This window comes from Acidovorax sp. JHL-3 (genome assembly GCF_000526295.1).
GTDB classification, from domain to species: Bacteria; Pseudomonadota; Gammaproteobacteria; order Burkholderiales; family Burkholderiaceae_C; genus Acidovorax; species Acidovorax defluvii.
The window spans coordinates 112,539-129,195 of sequence record NZ_JAFU01000001.1 but is presented as its reverse complement, the minus strand read 5'-3'; the positions used below and the strand labels follow the sequence as shown (position 1 = coordinate 129,195).

Genomic DNA, 16,657 nt, shown 5'->3' with positions numbered 1-16,657 from the left:
GGATCAACCCACGGTGATGATGGAGCGCGCGCCGTTGCGCCGTCCGATGATGTTCAGAAGATTGGCCAGGGCCGCCTCGCGCTCGGGCGTGGCACTGGCCTCGCCCGTGAAGCGCAGGCGCTGGCCTACCCATTGGCCGCTGCCGCTGAGCTGCAGATGGCCGTCAAGCGTGCCCAGGGTGAGCGTGGGCACATCTCCGCCCTGAAGTACCAGCCGGTAGCTGCCCATGGGGCGCAGGGTGGAAAGGCGCGACGACATCGCCCGCGCGTCGAGTTGAACCGTGCCGGTCAGCGCCATGCGCCCTGCGGCCCAGGCGGCCTCGAAACCCTGGGTCTGCACGGCCAGTTGGCCCTGGGGTTGCAGGGTGTTCCAGGGGGTTCCCAGGCCGGTCAGCAGGCCTGCCGGGAACTGGCTTTGCCCATCGGCCAGAGCCAGCCGCGCGCCGCCCCAGCGTGCATCCAGGCGGGCCTGCAGCGGCGCGGTCATGCAGCACGCGGCATGCACCTGCGCATGCAGGCCGCGCAGCGTGGGGCGCAGCTGCCACTCCAGCCGTCCGGGCAGGGCAGCACGGTCCTGGCTGGCGCCGCCACCGGTCAGCACCAGCTGGGCCGAGCCGGTCCACACCGTGCCGCGTGCCTGGGCCAGCAGCACTTGCCCGCCGGTGGCACTGTCCACCGCCCGGGCCAGCCACTGTGCTGGCGCAAAGCTGATCACCGCAGGCAGCACTCCCACCAGCACCCCGGCTGCAGCCCAGCCCCAGGGCGAGCGCGGGGCTGCCGTGGCGGCTAACCGCTGGCGGGGACGCAGGGAAGAAGACACGTTGCGAAACACGAGAGGGACGCCGTTCAGCGCGCGGGCAGTGCCAGCACCAGGCTGCCATCCCAGCGCGGTGCGGCCGCAGCGGGCACATTGCCCAGGGTGGCAGGTGGCGATGTGCCCGCAGCCGCCGCCGCGCTGCGCGTGAGCCGGGCTTCCACCGGCACCGCCAGCGCATTGCTGCGTGCCTGGGCCAGCCATTGCGCCAGGGCGTCGGCGGGCGCGCCCTTCAGGGTGATGGTGGCGCGGTCGCCCACCAGGCTGAGCTGGGCGGTGGCGCCCAGGCGCTGGGTCAGCGACGCGCGCAGGCTGCCCACGGCGTCGCCCGGTGTGCCGCGTGGCGCGGCCTGCAGTTGCAAGGCTTCGGCCTGCAGGCTTTGCATGCGCTGCAACTGGGCATCCAGGGCGGCATGGCGGGCGGGAGCCGTGCGCAGCGTTTTCAGGGCTGGCGCCAGGGCCACCCACCACAGCAGCGCCAGGGCCACGATGGCGCTTGCAGCCAGAACCAGGTTTTGCTCGCGAGGGGCCAGGGCCTTCCAGCGCTGTTGCAAGGTGTGGTGGGTGGAGGTGCTCATGGCGTTGTCTCCGCGCGCAGCGACAGGCTGCCATCGTCCATGCGGGCGCCATAGCCCGCGGTCTGCAGCCGGGTGACCATGGCGGTGTGCTCTTCGTCCGTTAGCGTGATGCCGCGCAGGCGCAGTTCACCCGCGGTGTATTCCAGTGCGTTGGGCAGCTGGCCTTCGGGCAGGGCCGCGCCCGCCGCAGCCAGCAGGGGCTCCAGGTCGCGTGGTGAGACGCTGCCGGCGGCCTGGCGCAGCACGGCCAGCTCACGCTCCATCTGAACCGGGGCATCCACCACCACCTGCACCTTCGGAAATGTCTGGGTGAGCGCATTGCGCACACCGGCTTGCTTGGCGGCGAGCGCGTCGCGCTCTTGCCAGGCCCACGCGTTCAGGCCAACCAGGTGGGCCGCCGCCAGCAGGCCGACGCCCCAGCGTGCCGCCCGCCATTGCGGCGCATACAAAAACGCACTGGCGGCGCTGCCGGCCTTGCGCAGGGCCCGGGTGCGCCCGGTGCTGGCCAGATCGAACTGCGCCAGATCCCAGGCGCCGCGCGCCGCATCCAGCGCGCGCTGGCTTGCGGTGTGCAGCGCCGCCGGGCGGCCCAGCGTGCGCTCGGCCAGCGCTGCCACAGCCGGTTCGGCGTGCAGCGGCAGCGGGGGGGCTTCGGTGTCTGTGGGGCTGGTGGCCGGGCTGATCAGGCCCAGCGCCGCCGATGACAGGGGCAGCACGGCCACGCCCTGGTCGGGGCCGTGGCCACACAGAACCAGGTGGGCTTCTTCGGGCGTGCCCAGCGCAAACAGCTCGGGCCCGCCGCTGGCGGTGGGGCCCGGCGCAAATTCGGGCACCACGCGCGAGACGCGGCGGCCGGCGGCCTCCAGCACCTGCAAGGCTTCGCGCAGCCAGGCGCGGTCGCACACGGCCACCCACACGGGTTCGCCGGCGCGGGCGCCCGGTTCCAGGGCAAAGTGCAGCTGGGCGGGGTCGTCGAGCAGCTGGTCTTCCAGCAAACCCTCCAGCACCGAGCGCAGGCGCGGCGTTTGCTGGCCTGCCCCCAGCGGCACGCCCTGGGGCAATTGCACGCGCTGCCAGGAAAGCGCCCTCGCCGGCACCACGGCCACCACCTCGCCACCCGGCCGGGCGGGCTCGGGCAGCAGCGCCGCCGGGGCACTGGCATGGCGAAGTTCGGTATGGCCGTCGGCGGTCAGCGTGTAGCTGAAGGCGGTCGTGGGCCCGCAAGGGGCTTGGGGCAGGAAAAGGATCAGGGTGCTCATGGACGGGTTTTGCGCGCCATTCTAGGCTGCAGACTTGACAGTACGGAGGCGCTCAGAGAGTGACCGCGTTCTCATCGGCCCGACTCGGGCGCTGCGGTCAAGGGGGCACGGTCAAATGCGCCGCGTTCGCGCCACAAGGTGGTGATGATGGTGCCCTGGCGCGACACCAGCGAGCGCTCGTCCACCATGGTGGCGCCCAGGCGCAACCGCCCGCGCACCTCGAAGTAGCGCGAGGCGATGGCGTGGTCGTCGGCGTTCAGCGCAATGCTGGCGCCCAGCTGGTTGGTGACATCGGTCAGCCCCCGGAAATGGCGCGCCTGCCGGGCCTGCACGATCTTTTGCGCGCTCGCCGTGTCCAGCCCGTCGATGGCGGCCCACAGCACATCCACATCGGCGGTGTTCAGGTTCACGGGGGTGCGCACCGGCAGCAGCGTGACATGGGGCGCCAGCACGGCCACGGTGGTCGGGGGCAGGCCCAGCCAGCCCAGCTGGGTCACGCTGGGCGGCGCCAGGGGGGCGCTGCTGTCGGCGCCCTTGCTGGCCTTGGCCTCGCGCAGGGCCTGCACCAGCTGGTCCAGTTGCTGCGGGGGCAGGCCCAGCCGCTCGAACAGGCGGGAGAACTGGCGCAAGGCGCCAGCGTTGACCTTGTCGCCCTCCATCAGGTTGGTCAGGTTCAGCCGGGCCTGCATGTCGGTGATCTGGCCCGACAGAAAGGCATCGGTGGTGTCGGTGCTGGCATCGTCCACTTGGGCCACGTTGCGGTCGGCCGCGAGAAAGGTGGACAGGCGGGCCTCTTGCAGCGGCACGGCCCAGGGTTCGGCCAGGTGGTCGGCGCCGCCGGTGATGGCGTCCTCGCGCAGGATCAGGCGCGACCAGTCGAGGGCCCCCACCAGAATCCAGGCCGACTGCAGCCGGGCGCGCTCGGCCGTCTCTACCTCGACTGCGCGCCACTGCTGCCACAGGGCGGCAGCGGCAAAGGTCGCCACCAGCGTCACCGTCAGCATGGCCGCCAGCAAGGCCGCGCCGCGCTGGTGGACGCGGGCGCGGGCGGCGTTGGGCTGCGCAGGGCGGGCGCCGTGCGTCATGACTTGCCGCCGCCCAGCAAGGGGTTCACCCAGTCGCGCGTGACCTGCCCGGCCAGGGCCTGGCCCGGGCTGATGCTGATCTGCAGGCGCACGCCATCGGGCAGCGCGGCGGCGTTGCCGGGCGTGGCGTCGCCACTCGACTGCGGGTTCGACCAGGCGCCCCCGCGGTAATAAAAGAGCTGCCAGTTGTCCAGCGGCAGCAGCACCACTTCGCGGCGCCGCTCGGCTTCGCCGGGGTTGCGGGCCCACAGGGCGGCCTGCTGCCACGCCTGTTGCCAGTCGGCGCGGGTGCGCACCGGGGCAGATTGCCAGCGCAGCCAGTGGCCCGCGCCCTGCACATCGCGCCGGGTCCAGGCCACCACCAAAGCGCCTTCATCGGGCACGGCGTTGCTGCGCCGCGTCATGCGCAGCACCTGGCCATCCCAGTCCAGGGGCGTGGTGTTGGGCACGGCCAGCAGGGCATCCAGATCGGCGCCCCACTGTCCCAGCGCAGCCTGCACCAGCAGCAATTCGTCGGCCCGCTGGCGGGTGGTTTCCTGCGCCCGCGCCATCCCGTCCAGCCCGCGCCACCCCAGAACCGCCATCAGCGCCATGATGGAAATGCCCACCAGCAGCTCGATCAGGGTGAAGCCATGCTGCGTGCGCAGGAGGCGTTCTTTGAAAGCCATCCCCATATCAATACCGCCCCACAATGGTGGACAGGCGCAGCACCGAGATGTCTCCATCCAGCACCTGGGCATCCACCCGCCGAAAACTCGGGTTGGGCGTGGGCCGCACGATCACGGCTACGTCAAAGCGGCGCCCCGACTGCTCGCAGGGCTCGGTGCTGTCGCCCACCCCTGGCATCTGGCGTGAAAGGCGGGCCTTGACCAGCTCGTTCTCGGCACACAGCTGGGCCAGCACGATGTCTGATTGGCGCTGCGCATTGCGCGTCAGCGCGGTGGTGGCCTGCAGGCCCGCCATGAGGGCGATGGCCACGATGCCCAGTGCCACCAGCACCTCGACCAGCGTGAAGCCGCGCTCGGGCGCGCGCGCCATGAGAGTCACGGCAGCGGCTCCACCGTGAACGGCCGCACCCCGTCGGTGACCACGCGCAGCATGCGCTCAGGGTAGGCCTGGTTGACCAGCAGCACCTGCTGCGGGCCGATCAGCGGCTCGGGCCCCAGCTGCAGGATAGCGGGGCCGCGCACGGTGGTGCCGGCATCGAGCCATTGGGTGGGCAGCGTGCTGGCGGGCAGGCCTTCAAAGCGGAAACCCCGCGCATCGGCGCGCCAGCGCACAGGCACCCCCGTGCCGCGCGACTGGGCCCGGCCCGATTCCAGCAGGGCCGCCAGCCGCGCCGCTTCGCGCTCCAGCTGGGTTTGCCCACTGTCGCGCATCGCCAGACTGACCCCCGCCGTAGCCAGCGCCATGATGCTGATGACGACCAGCAGCTCCAGCAGCGTGAATCCGCGTGAGGCAGCGACACCCCCCTGAGCCGCTGCGCGGCTTCCCCCCTCTCTCGCTTCGCGGGAGGGGAGACGACGCCAGCGCGGCGGGGCGGCCCTTGCGCGGCGTCCGCTGGCGTGGGGCAGTGCCAATTTCATGCGCTGGGGATGCTCTGAACAGAAATCTCTATTGCCAGCTGCCGATATCCGCATCCTTGCCTTCGCCGCCCGACTGCCCGTCGGCGCCAAACGACATCACGTCGATCTCGCCCTTGATGCCGGGGTTCAGGTACTGGTAAGGCCGGCCCCAGGGGTCGTTGGGCAGCTTTTCGAGGTAGGGCTTCCAGTTGCCGGGCACGGGGCCGGCCGTGGGTTTGACGACCAGCGCCTGCAGGCCCTGCTCGGCCGTGGGGTAGCGCTGGTTGTCCAGGCGGTACAGCTTGAGGGCCTGCATCACATTGGTGACGTCGGTGCGCGCGGCGGTGCTGCGTGCGTCGTCGGCGCGGTCGAGCACGTTGGGCACGATCAGCGCGGCCAGCACGCCGATGATGACCAGCACCACCATCAGCTCGATCAGGGTGAAGCCCCGCGACGCATGCGTGGTCAGGCGGCGGCGGGCGCCGCGCAAGAGGAAAAGGGAGGAGGTGTTCACGTCAGCCAGTCTCGGGAGGGTCGGATCGCGTGAATCATAATCCCCCGATGATGACCAATTCATACAGCAAATGGGGCGTGCGTCTGGGGACTCTGGCTCTCTGGGCCCTGGCGGGCGCCAGCGTGGTCTATTGGGGGTTGCGCCTGTCGGCACGGCCCGTGGGGCTGACGGTGCCGGTTGTTGCCCCGGCCGCTGTGGCCCCCGATGCCCAGGCCATGGCCCGCTTGCTGGGGGTGCCGGCTGCTGGTGCGGCCGCTGCCCGGGCGCCGGCGGCATCGCTGACCAGCCGGTTCGCCCTGATCGGTGTGCTGGCGGGCCGCAGCAGCGGCGGCGGTGCGGCGCTGATCGCGGTGGATGGCCAGCCGGCCAAACCATTTCGCGTGGGCGCCGTGGTGGACGAGGGGCTGGTGCTGCAGTCGCTCGACCCGCGCCAGGCCCGGCTGGGTGCCAGCGTGGATGGCCCCGCTACGCTGACGCTGGACATGCCCGCCAAGAACTGACACTGTGGTGCGCCTGTGCACCGCGTTACGCCAGATCGTGCAATTCCCACGCGCCCCACGCCGGGGCCGCCAGGGGCCATTCGTCGGCCCTGGGCATGGGCCCTTCTCCATGGGCCAGCAACCAGGCCACGCAGCGCGCCACGCCCCCATGGGTGAACCACACCACATCGTTGCCGTCCTGCGCCTGCTGGCGTGCGTCGCTCAGGGCGGCGGCCACGCGGGTCAGCAGGGTGGCCAGGTTGTCGCCGCCGCCGGGGCGGTGCAACGCAAAGTCGGCGGTCCAGGCGTCGATGGCGCTTTGGCCAATGCTGTCCCAATCGTGGCCCTCCCAGGCGCCAAAGTCCATTTCGCGCAGGCGCGCATCGGGATGAATGGTCAAATTGGGCTGTAGCGCTTGTGTAGCAAGCGCGAGTAGCTCACATCTTTGTAGCGTTGAATAGTGTGCCGCAGCGCCTGCTGGCAACGCCTGCGCCAGGCGCTGTGCGGCCACCTGCGTGGCAGCTGCATCGGCGGGCACATCCAGGGCGCCATAGCAGGTGCCAGCGGCCACCACAGGCTGGGCGTGGCGCACCAGCCAAAGACGGGCGCGGGGCCGCACGGCGGGCGGTGGGGTCATGCCCAGCGCAGGGCCAGAGCCGCGCCCAGGTAAAAGCCGATTTCGCTGACCTGCTGCGTGGCGCCCAGGCAGTCACCGGTAAAGCCCTGCAGGCGCCGCGCAAACCAGCGGCCCATCCAGGCGGCGGCCAGGCCGCTGCAGCCTGCGGATGCTATTAAAAACAGAGCTGATTGCGCTTGCCATACAAGCGCTATAGGCACAAAACACCACAAAACAGCAGCAACCAGCGCCGCGCCGGTGATCTGGTCTGCCAGCGGCTTGCTTTTGGATTGGGCGGTGTCGCCCACATGGGGCAGGCTGCGCACGATGAGCAGCGGCCACAGCCGCGACAGCACATGCCCGCCCACCAGTGCAGCCAATGCGGCCTGCAGGCTGTGGGCCCCCAGCAGCGCCAGCAGGCACAGCTTGGCCAGCAATGCCAGCACCAGCGCCATGGCCCCAAAGGCGCCAATGCGCGAGTCTTTCATGATGTCGAGCGCCCGCTCGCGGTCGTAGCTTCCGCCCAGCCCGTCGGCCACATCGGCCAGGCCGTCCTCGTGGAAGCCCCCGGTCATCAGCACCGTGGCAATGGTGCAAAACACCGCCGCCACGGCGGGGGCCAGCGGGTTGGGCGCCAGGGCCCAATGCAGCGCGGTATAAACGCCCGCCGACAGCGCCGCTGCCAGCCAGCCTATGCCCGGAAAATGCGCCGCACTGGCGCGCAGCATGGCTGGGCTGTAGCCCACCCAGTCGGCCAACCGCCCCGTGACGGGAATGCGGGTAAAAAACTGCACGGCCAGCAGGTAGTGGCGCAGGGCTTGCATGGGGAGAGGTTGTGGCAATGTCAAAAATAATAGCTACTAGCGATTGATGCATAAGCGCTAGAGGCTGTTTAGACCATTATTTTGAGCGCAAGAACAACCGGTAGGCCGGGTTCAGCGTTTCTTCCACGCAGGGGTAGCCCAGCGTGGCCAGAAAGGCGTCAAACGCCGTGGCGTCTTCGGGCGGCACCTGCAGGCCCACCAGAATGCGGCCATAGTCGGCGCCCTGGTTGCGGTAGTGGAAGAGGCTGATGTTCCAGGTGGGCTGCATCAGGCTCAGAAACTTGAGCAGCGCGCCGGGCCGCTCGGGGAACACAAAGCGCAGCAGGCGCTCGTCCTGTGCCAGCGTCGAGTGGCCGCCCACCAGGTGGCGCAGGTGCTCTTTGGCCAGCTCGTCGTGCGTCAGGTCGAGCGACTCGAAACCGTGGCGCTCGAAGTTCTTGGTGATCTTTTCCGACTCACCCTTGCCATGCGTGGTCAGGCCCACAAACACATGGGCGCGCGTGGCGTCGCTGATGCGGTAGTTGAACTCGGTCACGTTGCGCGGGCCGCCGGGCAGGCCGCCAATCACTTCGCAAAAGCGCCGGAAGCTGCCGCGCTCTTCGGGGATGGTGACCGCCAGCAGCGCCTCGCGCTCTTCGCCCACTTCGGCGCGCTCGGCCACGAAGCGCAGGCGGTCGAAGTTCATGTTGGCGCCGCACAAAATGGCCGCGTAGGTCTCGCCCCGGGTCTTGTTTTTGGCGACATATTGCTTGATGGCCGCTACGGCCAGCGCCCCAGCGGGCTCGACGATGCTGCGCGTGTCCACAAACACGTCCTTGATGGCAGCGCACACGGCATCGGTGTCCACCGTCATGTATTCGTCCACCAGGTCTTGCGCCACGCGAAAGGTTTCTTCGCCCACCAGCTTGACGGCAGTGCCGTCGGAGAACAGGCCCACGTCGGCCAGCGTGACGCGCTCATGCGCGTTGATCGACTGGATCATGGCGTCCGAGTCGTTCATCTGCACGCCAATCACCTTGATCTCGGGCCGCACGGCCTTGATGTAGTTGGCCACGCCCGCCACCAGGCCGCCGCCGCCGATGGCCACAAACACGGCATCGAGCTGGTTGCTGCCCAGCTTTTGCAGCTGGCGCAGGATCTCCATGGCAATCGTGCCCTGGCCGGCAATCACGTCGGGGTCGTCAAAGGGGTGCACAAAGGTCAGCCCCTGCTCTTTTTGCAGCCGCACCGAGTGGTCGTAGGCATCCGAATAACTGTCTCCCGCCAGCACCACCTCGCCGCCCAGCGCCTGCACGGCGTCGATCTTGAGCTGTGGCGTAGTGGTGGGCATCACCACCACGGCACGCGTGCCCAGCTTGCGCGCGCTCATGGCCACGCCCTGTGCGTGGTTGCCGGCCGAGGCGCAAATCACCCCCTTTTGCAACTGCTCGGGCGTCAGGTGGGCCATCTTGTTGTAGGCGCCACGCAGCTTGAAGCTGAATACCGGCTGCTGGTCTTCGCGCTTCAAGAGCACCTTGTTGTGCAGGCGGCGGCTCAGGTTCTTGGCGGGTTCCAGGGCCGACTCCACGGCCACGTCATAGACGCGGGCGGTCAGGATCTTTTTCAGGTAATCGAAAGGGGTGAGGTGCTGGGTCATGTGAGGCAGGGTGTGCGCCGCCACAGCGGGGGTGGCGGGCAGACATCATAGGCGCAACGCCTGACGGCCCGACGCGCGGTCATCCGTAGGGCAGGGCGGGCGGCCCCCGCAACCCGGCGCGGGCAAAAAAAAGCCCCAGGCCGTAAGGCCCGGGGCTGAATCCATCCTTTGAGGAGATGGAGGAGACAATCAGCGCATTGCAGCTGTTGGTGGCTTTGGGGCTACCAACCTTGCCAGTTACAAGGTGCAACGCATGGCGCTATCTTAGCGCGGCAGGTGCTGCAATGCAGCAAAATCCACGGCAAATTTGTGAGATGGCCTGCCCATTTCGTCAAAAAAACCACGCACCAACAAGGAGTGACAGACATGGAATGCACAGTCAGCTGGACCGGCGGCGCCGGAACGCGATCAGGAATGGGGTTTGTGGCCGAAACCGGCAGCGGCCACATCCTGGCGATGGACGGCGCACCCGATGCCGCCAATCCCGCCAATGGCGGCCTAAACCTCGCCCCCCGGCCCATGGAAACCCTGCTGGCCGGCACGGGCGGTTGCACCGCCTACGACGTGGTGTTGATCCTCAAGCGTGGGCGCCACGACGTGCGTGGCTGCAGCGTCAAGCTCACGTCGCAACGGGCCGAGGTAGACCCCAAGGTGTTCACCGCCATCCACATGCAGTTCACCGTGACGGGCAAGGGCCTTGCGCCCGCCGTGGTAGAGCGCGCCATTGCCATGAGCCACGAAAAATACTGCTCGGCCAGCATCATGCTGGGCAAAACGGCGCATATCACCACCGGGTTTGAAATCGTCGAGGCCTGACGCCGCAGCGATTCATAGATTCTTCGGGGCGGCTGCGGCGGCCTTCCCCAGCATGGTGCATTGGCCCCTGCGGCATGCGCATTGTTGGCGCAACCCGCAACCCGTAACCCGCAACCCGCAACCCGTAACCCTCAAACGGTCACACGTAATGCGCCGTGGTGGTCATCACCTTGGCGGCCATTTTCATCATCACGCGGGCGGGCGCGGGCAGGGCCATGGCGCCGACATCGCGTGCGCTGGCTGCGTGGCGCTCTTCGTCGTCTTTCATGCGGCTGACCACGGCGCGCGAGGCCAGGTCATCTGCCGGAAGCCGTGCCAGGTGGCCCTGCAGGTGCTGTGCCACCTGGTTTTCGGTCTCCACCACAAAACCCAGGCTCACGCGGTCGCTCACCTTGGCGGCCGCCAGGCCCAGCGCAAACGCGCCCGCAAACCACAGCGGGTTGAGCAGGCTGGGCCGGGCGCCCAGAGCGTCGAGCCGCTGCTGCGTCCAGGCCAGGTGGTCGGTTTCTTCGCGGGCGGCTTCGAGCAGGTGGCTGCGCAACTGGGCATCACGCGTCACTGCGGCCTGCGCTGTGTAAAGGGCTTGTGCGCACACCTCACCCACATGGTTGACCCGCATCAGTGCACCGGCCAGCCTTTTTTGGGCCTGGTCAAGCGCTGCCTCGGCATAAGGGGCGGCCGGGGATGCCTGCGACGCGTGGGGTTTTGCAAACAGGGTGCGCAGTGCGTTGTCTGCGGCGCAAAGGAGTGAGTCCATGGCGGTTGATAAAAATTGGTGGCTGCGGGCACGAAACATGCTCTTGTAACCCCGCTTGCGTGGTTTGAATTCGGGCAAGTGCGACGAAATGTTGCCGCGTTGCCAAGGCTAGCGTGAGGATGCCTGAAGAAAAGCGACAGTTGTTACAGACAGGAGGGGTTGTTTCAGGGTAATTTGCTGTTGTTTTGGTGGTATTTGCCGTAAACGGGGTGTCGGGTGCCACATTTTTGTCACACAAGGGCTGACTGAAACGGTGCCCTGGTGCACACGGCCTCTGCGAGGAGGTCGAGTTGTTGCAATGCCGCAACGAAATTGACCCTGCTTGCTGATTTCCTTTGCGCAACTGCGCCCTGTCTGGTGCAATAACTCCAACTTCCCCACCAGGAGGTTGGCCCGGGGAACCGGTGGGACTGCGCTGGCGCTGTGCCCTAGACCTCCGAACCGGCGCCCATGTTTAACCTTGGAGTAACTCGCAATGAAAAAATCCCTGATTGCCCTGGCTGTGCTGGCTGCTTCCGGCGCCGCAATGGCCCAATCTTCTGTCACCCTGTACGGCGTTGCTGACGCTGGCGTGACCTACCTGAACGGTGCTGACAACTGGAGCGGTGTGACCTCCGGCAACAACCTGACCAGCCGTCTCGGCTTCCGTGGCGTGGAAGACCTGGGTGGTGGCCTGAAAGCTAACTTCGTGATCGAAGGTGGCTTCAACCTCGACAATGGTGATGGCGCTTCTGGTTACGCAGGTGCCAAAGCTGGCGAAGGCTTCCAATTCAAGCGTCGCTCCACCGTGGGTCTGTCCGGCGGTTTTGGTGAAGTGCGTATGGGCCGCGAATTGACCGCTGCTTACAACGCTACCGCACGTTACGATGTGTTTGGCAGCGTCGGTATCGGCCAGTCGCGCCTGTGGGCTGATGGTGGTGTGCTGGACGCATCGGGCACTCCAGTTGCCAATCAAAACGGTACCAGCCGTGTTACGACCAACCAGCGCATCAGCAACGCTCTGACCTATGTGTCGCCAAGCTTCAGCGGCTTCAAGGTCGGCCTGAACTACGGTTTTGGCGAAACCACGGCTTCCAACAGCGACAGCGGTTACCTGGGTGCTGGCCTGATGTATGACAACGGCCCTCTGAGCCTGGGTCTGGGTCTGGAACGCCTGAACAGCGGCCTGAACTCGGACGCTGTCAGCGACATCGACGCCTGGAGCCTGGGTGGTTCGTATGACTTCGGCGTGGCCAAGCTGCTGGCTGGCTACCGCGAGTCGACGGTTGACCGTGCCGCGGTCGAGAACAAGCGCAGTGGCTACTACGTGGCTGCAACCGCTCCTGTGGGCGCTGGCACTGTGCGTGTTTCGTACAACCGTTACGAAAACGAACTCGGTAACGTCACGGGCAAGGCTGACCAGTTTGCTATCGGCTATGTTTACGGCCTGTCCAAGCGCACTTCGGTGTACGGCACCTACGCGTACCTCAAGAACAAGAACGGTGCTAACCTGTACACCTTGGGCTCCGGTGGTCTGAAGACCAACGGTTCGCAGCAAGGCGTGCAAGTGGGTGTCAGCCACTCTTTCTAATGAACAGCTGGCGTGAGCCAGCGTTCATGGAAATATGACAAAAGCCATCCGTCGCGAGACGGGTGGCTTTTTTCATGGATGTTCAGTTTCTTCAGAGTGTTCTATTTCGCCACTTTGAGTGAGCCAGTTATGGCCTTTACGCCTAGCCTTGCAGCGGTGTGCATCTTGCGTTCACGCAACCACTTTTAGAAAAGAGTTGTTTTTGGTGAATCTTTCATAAGTGAACGATCGTGCTATTAGGGAAAACCTGTGTACGCAATGCGCAACAAGCGCTTACACGCGGGCATGCCTTCACTACACTGGGTCCGTGCCAAACCAACCACAGAAAGAGATGCAAGCCATGAAGAAGACCGATATGAAGAAGCTGTTCGCCTTTGGAGCCGTTGCGTTGGCTTCGAGCTTTGCCTGTGCGCAGACCGCCAGCGCACCAAAGAGCAGCGTGCAGTTATGGGGCATTGTTGATATGGCCTATCGCCATACCAATAACGAAGGCGCCGGTAAAGATGGTCTGTCGAAGATGATGGGTGGCGGCATGTCGCAAAGCCGCTGGGGTATCAACGTGGACGAAGATTTGGGCGGTGGCTCCAAGGCTCTGGTTGTTTTGGAAAATCGTTTCGATGCAGATACCGGCAATGTTTCCACTCCCTTCTTCCAGTTGTCCTATGTGGGATTGCAGGGCCCTTACGGTCGCTTGACCGCAGGCCGTCAATGGAACGTCCTGTTCGATGTTGTGACCAGCACCTACGCTTCGTTCCCCTATTCGCCGTATATGGAAGCCTACAAGCCTGAGTTGGGCATGGCCATGGGAGCGCGCACCAGCAACATGCTGAAGTACACCTTCGCAACGCCGGACCGCAGCTTCGTGGGTTCGCTGCAATATTCGTTCGATGAGAATAACGATACCAAGGCTCTGGAAGCGGGTCTGCCTGCTTCTGCTGCGCAGGTGCCTGCCTATGTGGGCAGCACGCTGGGTGGCGGCGCCTGGCAGACAGCTGGCGGCTATCTGCGCTACGCTGCCAACGGCTTCGCATTGGGTGGGGGCTTCATGCGTACCACGCTGCCTGGCGGCACCGATGTCGATGCCTGGACTCTGGGCGGCTCGTACCGCACCGGCCCCTGGTACTTCAACACCGGCTACGGCCTGAACAAGGCGAAATACGCGGCGGTGACCAGCCCGGTCCAGGGTTTCCGTAACGTTGTAGACAGAGCGATCCTGGGCCAGTTCTGGGCGGGTCAGTCCAACGGCGGTTTCCAGCCGGGTGATGCAGACAAGCGCCAACTGTTCAAGGTGGGCGTGGGCTATCAGCTGACGCCTCAACTGAACCTGGGTGCACACTACTTCCGGGGTAAGCAATCGGGCTCGGCCTCGGGTGCATCCAACGGGAATGTGAACTTCTACGTCGCCGTGGCGGACTACGCTTTCAGCAAGCGCACCGACGCCTACTTTGGCGTGGACCGTACCAGCATCAGCGGGGGCAGCGCGATTGTTCTCGACGCAGCGAGCGGCGCCCGCAGCCGTACCGGTGTCACCATGGGTATTCGTCACCGCTTCTAATCACTGGTGGGGGAAAAGCGCTGCTCTGGCAACAGAGTGGCGCAGGTTTCCAAGGGAAAACCGGGTCGCTAGCGATAGTGATCCGGTTTTTTTCTTTTTCAGAACGACCCCAATTTCCAGGACGCCTCAAGAAAAACCCAAAAAGCCCATCCCAACCCGCAAGGGCGCGAGAGAGTGCTTTTTTCAGGTGCCCGCGGGGTAGAAGCGGTTGGCACCTTTCCTGCATGGGAGGGCTGAGCGGCACGGGCGTTTTCGGCGTCGTGCGCTCGAAAACCATGGGTCATCGCCACAAACTTCCCTGTTAGCATGGTCCATCATTCTTTGCTTTTCTGATGCTTGCCTTTATTTTGCGGCGCCTGATTCAGGCGGTCATGGTGATGGTCACGGTGGCCTTCATTGCCTTCATGCTGTTTCAGTATGTGGGTGATCCGGTGGTGTTTTTGCTGGGGCAGGATGCCACCCCCGAGCAGATTCGCAGCCTGCGCGCCGATCTGGGGCTCGACAAACCCTTTTTTGTGCAGTTCTGGCACTTTCTGGTGAATGCCGCGCAGGGTGAGTTTGGGCTGAGCCTGCGCCAGGGCGCCAAGGTGTCCCGCTTGATGGCCGAGCGGTTTCCGGCCACCCTGGAGCTGGCCCTGGTGGCCGCAGCGCTGGCCCTGCTGGTCGGAGTGCCCATGGGGGTGTATGCGGCGCTCAAGCGCGGCACCTTCATCAGCCAGGCGTTCATGACCTTGTCGCTGCTGGGTGTGTCGCTGCCCACCTTTTTGATCGGCATTCTGCTCATTTTGGTGTTTGCCGTAGTGCTGGGCTGGTTCCCCAGCTTTGGACGGGGCGAGGTGGTGCATATCGGGTGGTGGACTTCGGGGCTGCTCACGGCCAAGGGCTGGCACCACATCACGCTGCCAGCCATCACGCTGGCGATTTTTCAGCTCACGCTCATCATGCGCCTGGTGCGCGCCGAGATGCTGGAGGTGCTGCGCACCGACTACATCAAGTTTGCACGCGCGCGGGGCCTGTCCAACCGGGCCATCCATTTCGGCCATGCGCTCAAAAACACGCTGGTGCCGGTGATGACGATCACCGGGCTGCAGCTGGGCGGGCTGATTGCCTTTGCCATCATCACCGAGACGGTGTTCCAGTGGCCGGGCATGGGGCTGCTGTTCATCCAGGCGGTAACGTTTGCCGACATTCCGGTGATGGCCGCCTACCTGTGCCTGATTGCGCTGATTTTTGTGGTGATCAACCTGGTGGTTGATCTGCTGTATTTTGTGGTGGACCCCCGACTGCGCGTGGGCCACGCCGGAGGGCACTGATGCACAACCCGCGATGGAAGGCTGGGGGCAGGGCGTTTGCCCACATTGCGCAATTTCACCCGGAATTGACGGCGCTGCGGCGCGACCTGCATGCGCACCCTGAGCTGGGTTTTGAAGAGCTGTACACCGGCCGGCGCGTCAAAGAGGCTTTGCAACTGTGCGGCGTGGACGAAATCCACGAAGGCATTGGCCGCACGGGCCTGGTGGCTGTGGTGCGGGGGCGCAGCCAATCGAGCGGCAGCATGGTGGGCCTGCGCGCCGACATGGACGCGCTGCCCATTGCCGAGCACAACGACTTTTCCTGGAAATCCTGCAAGCAAGGCCTCATGCATGGCTGCGGCCACGATGGCCACACCGCCATGCTGGTGGGCGCCGCCCGCTACCTGGCCGAAACCCGCAACTTTGACGGCACCGCCGTGCTGATCTTCCAGCCCGGCGAAGAGGGCTTTGCCGGCGCCCGCGTCATGATGGAAGACGGCTTGTTCGACCGGTTTCCGGTGCAATCGGTTTTTGCCATGCACAACTGGCCCGCCATGAAGCCGGGCACCGTGGGCATCAACACCGGGCCCATGATGGCGGCGGCAGACCGCATCACCATCGAGATCACCGGGCGCGGCGGCCACGGCGCCCATGCCTACCAGACGGTCGATGTGGTGCTGGTGGCGGCGCACATCATCACCGCGGCGCAGAGCATTGTTTCGCGCAATGTGCGGCCCATCGAAAGCGCCGTGGTCAGCCTGTGCGCCATTCAGGCGGGCGACCTGGGCGCTTTCAGCGTGTTGCCGGGCACGGCCACGCTGGTGGGCACGGTGCGCACCTTCGACCCGGCGGTGCAGGAGATGGTGGAGCAGCGCCTGAAAGAGCTTTGCAGCGCCATTGCTCTGGGGTTTGGCGCCACGGCCACGCTGCACTACGAGCGCATGTATCCCGCCACCATCAACACCGAAAGCGAGGCCGTATTTGCGGCCGACGTGGCCGAATCGCTGGTGGGCGCAGACCATGTGGTGCGCGACCTGGAGCCCAGCATGGGGGCGGAAGATTTTTCGTTCATGCTGCAGACCAAGCCCGGCGCCTACCTGCGGCTGGGGCAGGGCACGGGCGCCAGTGGCAGTGCGCTGCACAACAGCCGGTATGACTTCAATGACGAGATTCTGCCGCTGGGGTCGGCGCTGCACGCCAGCCTGATCGAGCAGGCCATGCCGCTACCCATGCCTTGATTGCCCCCTCGCGTTCCGGTTGAAAGACTGGTTTTTTGTTCCCGTCCATCCTCAGGAGAT

18 protein-coding genes are annotated in these 16,657 nt (G+C 65.9%); 6 read left to right on the top strand and 12 right to left on the bottom strand.

Translation table 11 applies throughout. The features are described from left to right. Positions 1 to 3: 3 nt before the first annotated feature. From gspN to gspG, 8 genes are all read right to left on the bottom strand, one after another. Positions 4 to 819 (bottom strand): type II secretion system protein N, encoded by an 816-nt coding sequence (gspN, locus tag K226_RS0100595; RefSeq protein ID WP_024812934.1) that lies wholly within the window; start codon positions 817 to 819, stop codon positions 4 to 6. A gap of 26 nt (positions 820 to 845) precedes the next feature. Then, positions 846 to 1,391 carry a type II secretion system protein GspM gene (gspM, locus tag K226_RS0100590; RefSeq protein WP_024812933.1) on the bottom strand — a complete coding sequence of 182 codons (546 nt, stop codon included), beginning with the start codon at positions 1,389 to 1,391 and terminating at the stop codon, positions 846 to 848. Continuing rightward, the gene (gene gspL, locus K226_RS0100585; protein WP_024812932.1) at positions 1,388 to 2,650 is read right to left on the bottom strand and encodes a type II secretion system protein GspL; all 1,263 of its coding nucleotides are present in this window, start codon (positions 2,648 to 2,650) and stop codon (positions 1,388 to 1,390) included. The genes gspM and gspL overlap by 4 nt, the downstream gene beginning before the upstream one ends. Positions 2,651 to 2,721: 71 nt before the next feature. After that, the gene (gene gspK / locus K226_RS0100580; RefSeq protein WP_024812931.1) at positions 2,722 to 3,735 is read right to left on the bottom strand and encodes a type II secretion system minor pseudopilin GspK; all 1,014 of its coding nucleotides are present in this window, start codon (positions 3,733 to 3,735) and stop codon (positions 2,722 to 2,724) included. After that, positions 3,732 to 4,403, bottom strand: a complete 672-nt coding sequence (locus K226_RS0100575; RefSeq protein WP_035241156.1) for a type II secretion system protein J — start codon at positions 4,401 to 4,403, stop codon at positions 3,732 to 3,734. The genes gspK and K226_RS0100575 overlap by 4 nt, the downstream gene beginning before the upstream one ends. Before the next feature lie 7 nt (positions 4,404 to 4,410). Then, positions 4,411 to 4,773 carry a type II secretion system minor pseudopilin GspI gene (gspI, locus tag K226_RS0100570; protein ID WP_024812929.1) on the bottom strand — a complete coding sequence of 121 codons (363 nt, stop codon included), beginning with the start codon at positions 4,771 to 4,773 and terminating at the stop codon, positions 4,411 to 4,413. 5 nt (positions 4,774 to 4,778) lie between these two features. Further along, on the bottom strand, positions 4,779 to 5,321 hold the full coding sequence (locus tag K226_RS18545) for a prepilin-type N-terminal cleavage/methylation domain-containing protein (RefSeq protein ID WP_202899868.1): 543 nt from the start codon (positions 5,319 to 5,321) through the stop codon (positions 4,779 to 4,781). Positions 5,322 to 5,349: 28 nt separating this feature from the next. After that, positions 5,350 to 5,790: a type II secretion system major pseudopilin GspG gene (gene gspG / locus K226_RS0100560; RefSeq protein ID WP_202899891.1), complete on the bottom strand. Its 441-nt coding sequence runs from the start codon at positions 5,788 to 5,790 to the stop codon at positions 5,350 to 5,352. Positions 5,791 to 5,861: 71 nt separating this feature from the next. Between gspG and K226_RS0100555 the strand changes: the two genes are divergently transcribed. Then, a complete protein-coding gene (locus K226_RS0100555; RefSeq protein ID WP_024812927.1) occupies positions 5,862 to 6,314 on the top strand; it encodes a type II secretion system protein N in 453 nt (150 codons plus the stop codon). A gap of 25 nt (positions 6,315 to 6,339) precedes the next feature. On the opposite strand, the gene K226_RS0100550 is transcribed toward K226_RS0100555, so the two are convergent. The 3 genes from K226_RS0100550 to ilvA form a co-directional block, all read right to left on the bottom strand. Further along, the gene (locus K226_RS0100550) at positions 6,340 to 6,930 is read right to left on the bottom strand and encodes a histidine phosphatase family protein (protein WP_024812926.1); all 591 of its coding nucleotides are present in this window, start codon (positions 6,928 to 6,930) and stop codon (positions 6,340 to 6,342) included. Continuing rightward, positions 6,927 to 7,733 carry an adenosylcobinamide-GDP ribazoletransferase gene (locus K226_RS0100545; protein WP_024812925.1) on the bottom strand — a complete coding sequence of 269 codons (807 nt, stop codon included), beginning with the start codon at positions 7,731 to 7,733 and terminating at the stop codon, positions 6,927 to 6,929. Before K226_RS0100545 ends, K226_RS0100550 begins: the two co-directional genes overlap by 4 nt. A 76-nt stretch (positions 7,734 to 7,809) precedes the next feature. Next, positions 7,810 to 9,369, bottom strand: coding sequence for a threonine ammonia-lyase, biosynthetic (ilvA, locus tag K226_RS0100540; protein WP_024812924.1), 1,560 nt, complete (start codon positions 9,367 to 9,369; stop codon positions 7,810 to 7,812). A gap of 366 nt (positions 9,370 to 9,735) precedes the next feature. Between ilvA and K226_RS0100530 the strand changes: the two genes are divergently transcribed. Then, positions 9,736 to 10,185 (top strand): OsmC family protein, encoded by a 450-nt coding sequence (locus K226_RS0100530; RefSeq protein ID WP_024812923.1) that lies wholly within the window; start codon positions 9,736 to 9,738, stop codon positions 10,183 to 10,185. A 139-nt stretch (positions 10,186 to 10,324) separates the two neighbouring features. Here the strand turns inward: K226_RS0100530 and coq7 are convergent, their stop codons facing one another. Next, a complete protein-coding gene (coq7, locus tag K226_RS0100525) occupies positions 10,325 to 10,942 on the bottom strand; it encodes a 2-polyprenyl-3-methyl-6-methoxy-1,4-benzoquinone monooxygenase (RefSeq protein ID WP_024812922.1) in 618 nt (205 codons plus the stop codon). Positions 10,943 to 11,417: 475 nt separating this feature from the next. On the opposite strand from coq7, the gene K226_RS0100520 reads away from it, so the two are divergent. The 4 genes from K226_RS0100520 to K226_RS0100505 all read left to right on the top strand — a co-directional run bounded on the left by K226_RS0100520 (position 11,418) and on the right by K226_RS0100505 (position 16,597). Continuing rightward, positions 11,418 to 12,512 carry a porin gene (locus tag K226_RS0100520; protein ID WP_024812921.1) on the top strand — a complete coding sequence of 365 codons (1,095 nt, stop codon included), beginning with the start codon at positions 11,418 to 11,420 and terminating at the stop codon, positions 12,510 to 12,512. Positions 12,513 to 12,852: 340 nt separating this feature from the next. After that, positions 12,853 to 14,067 (top strand): porin, encoded by a 1,215-nt coding sequence (locus K226_RS0100515; RefSeq protein WP_024812920.1) that lies wholly within the window; start codon positions 12,853 to 12,855, stop codon positions 14,065 to 14,067. A 332-nt stretch (positions 14,068 to 14,399) separates the two neighbouring features. Then, positions 14,400 to 15,380 (top strand): ABC transporter permease, encoded by a 981-nt coding sequence (locus tag K226_RS0100510; protein WP_024812919.1) that lies wholly within the window; start codon positions 14,400 to 14,402, stop codon positions 15,378 to 15,380. Beyond that, a complete protein-coding gene (locus K226_RS0100505) occupies positions 15,380 to 16,597 on the top strand; it encodes a M20 aminoacylase family protein (RefSeq protein WP_024812918.1) in 1,218 nt (405 codons plus the stop codon). The genes K226_RS0100510 and K226_RS0100505 overlap by 1 nt, the downstream gene beginning before the upstream one ends. Positions 16,598 to 16,657 lie beyond the last annotated feature (60 nt).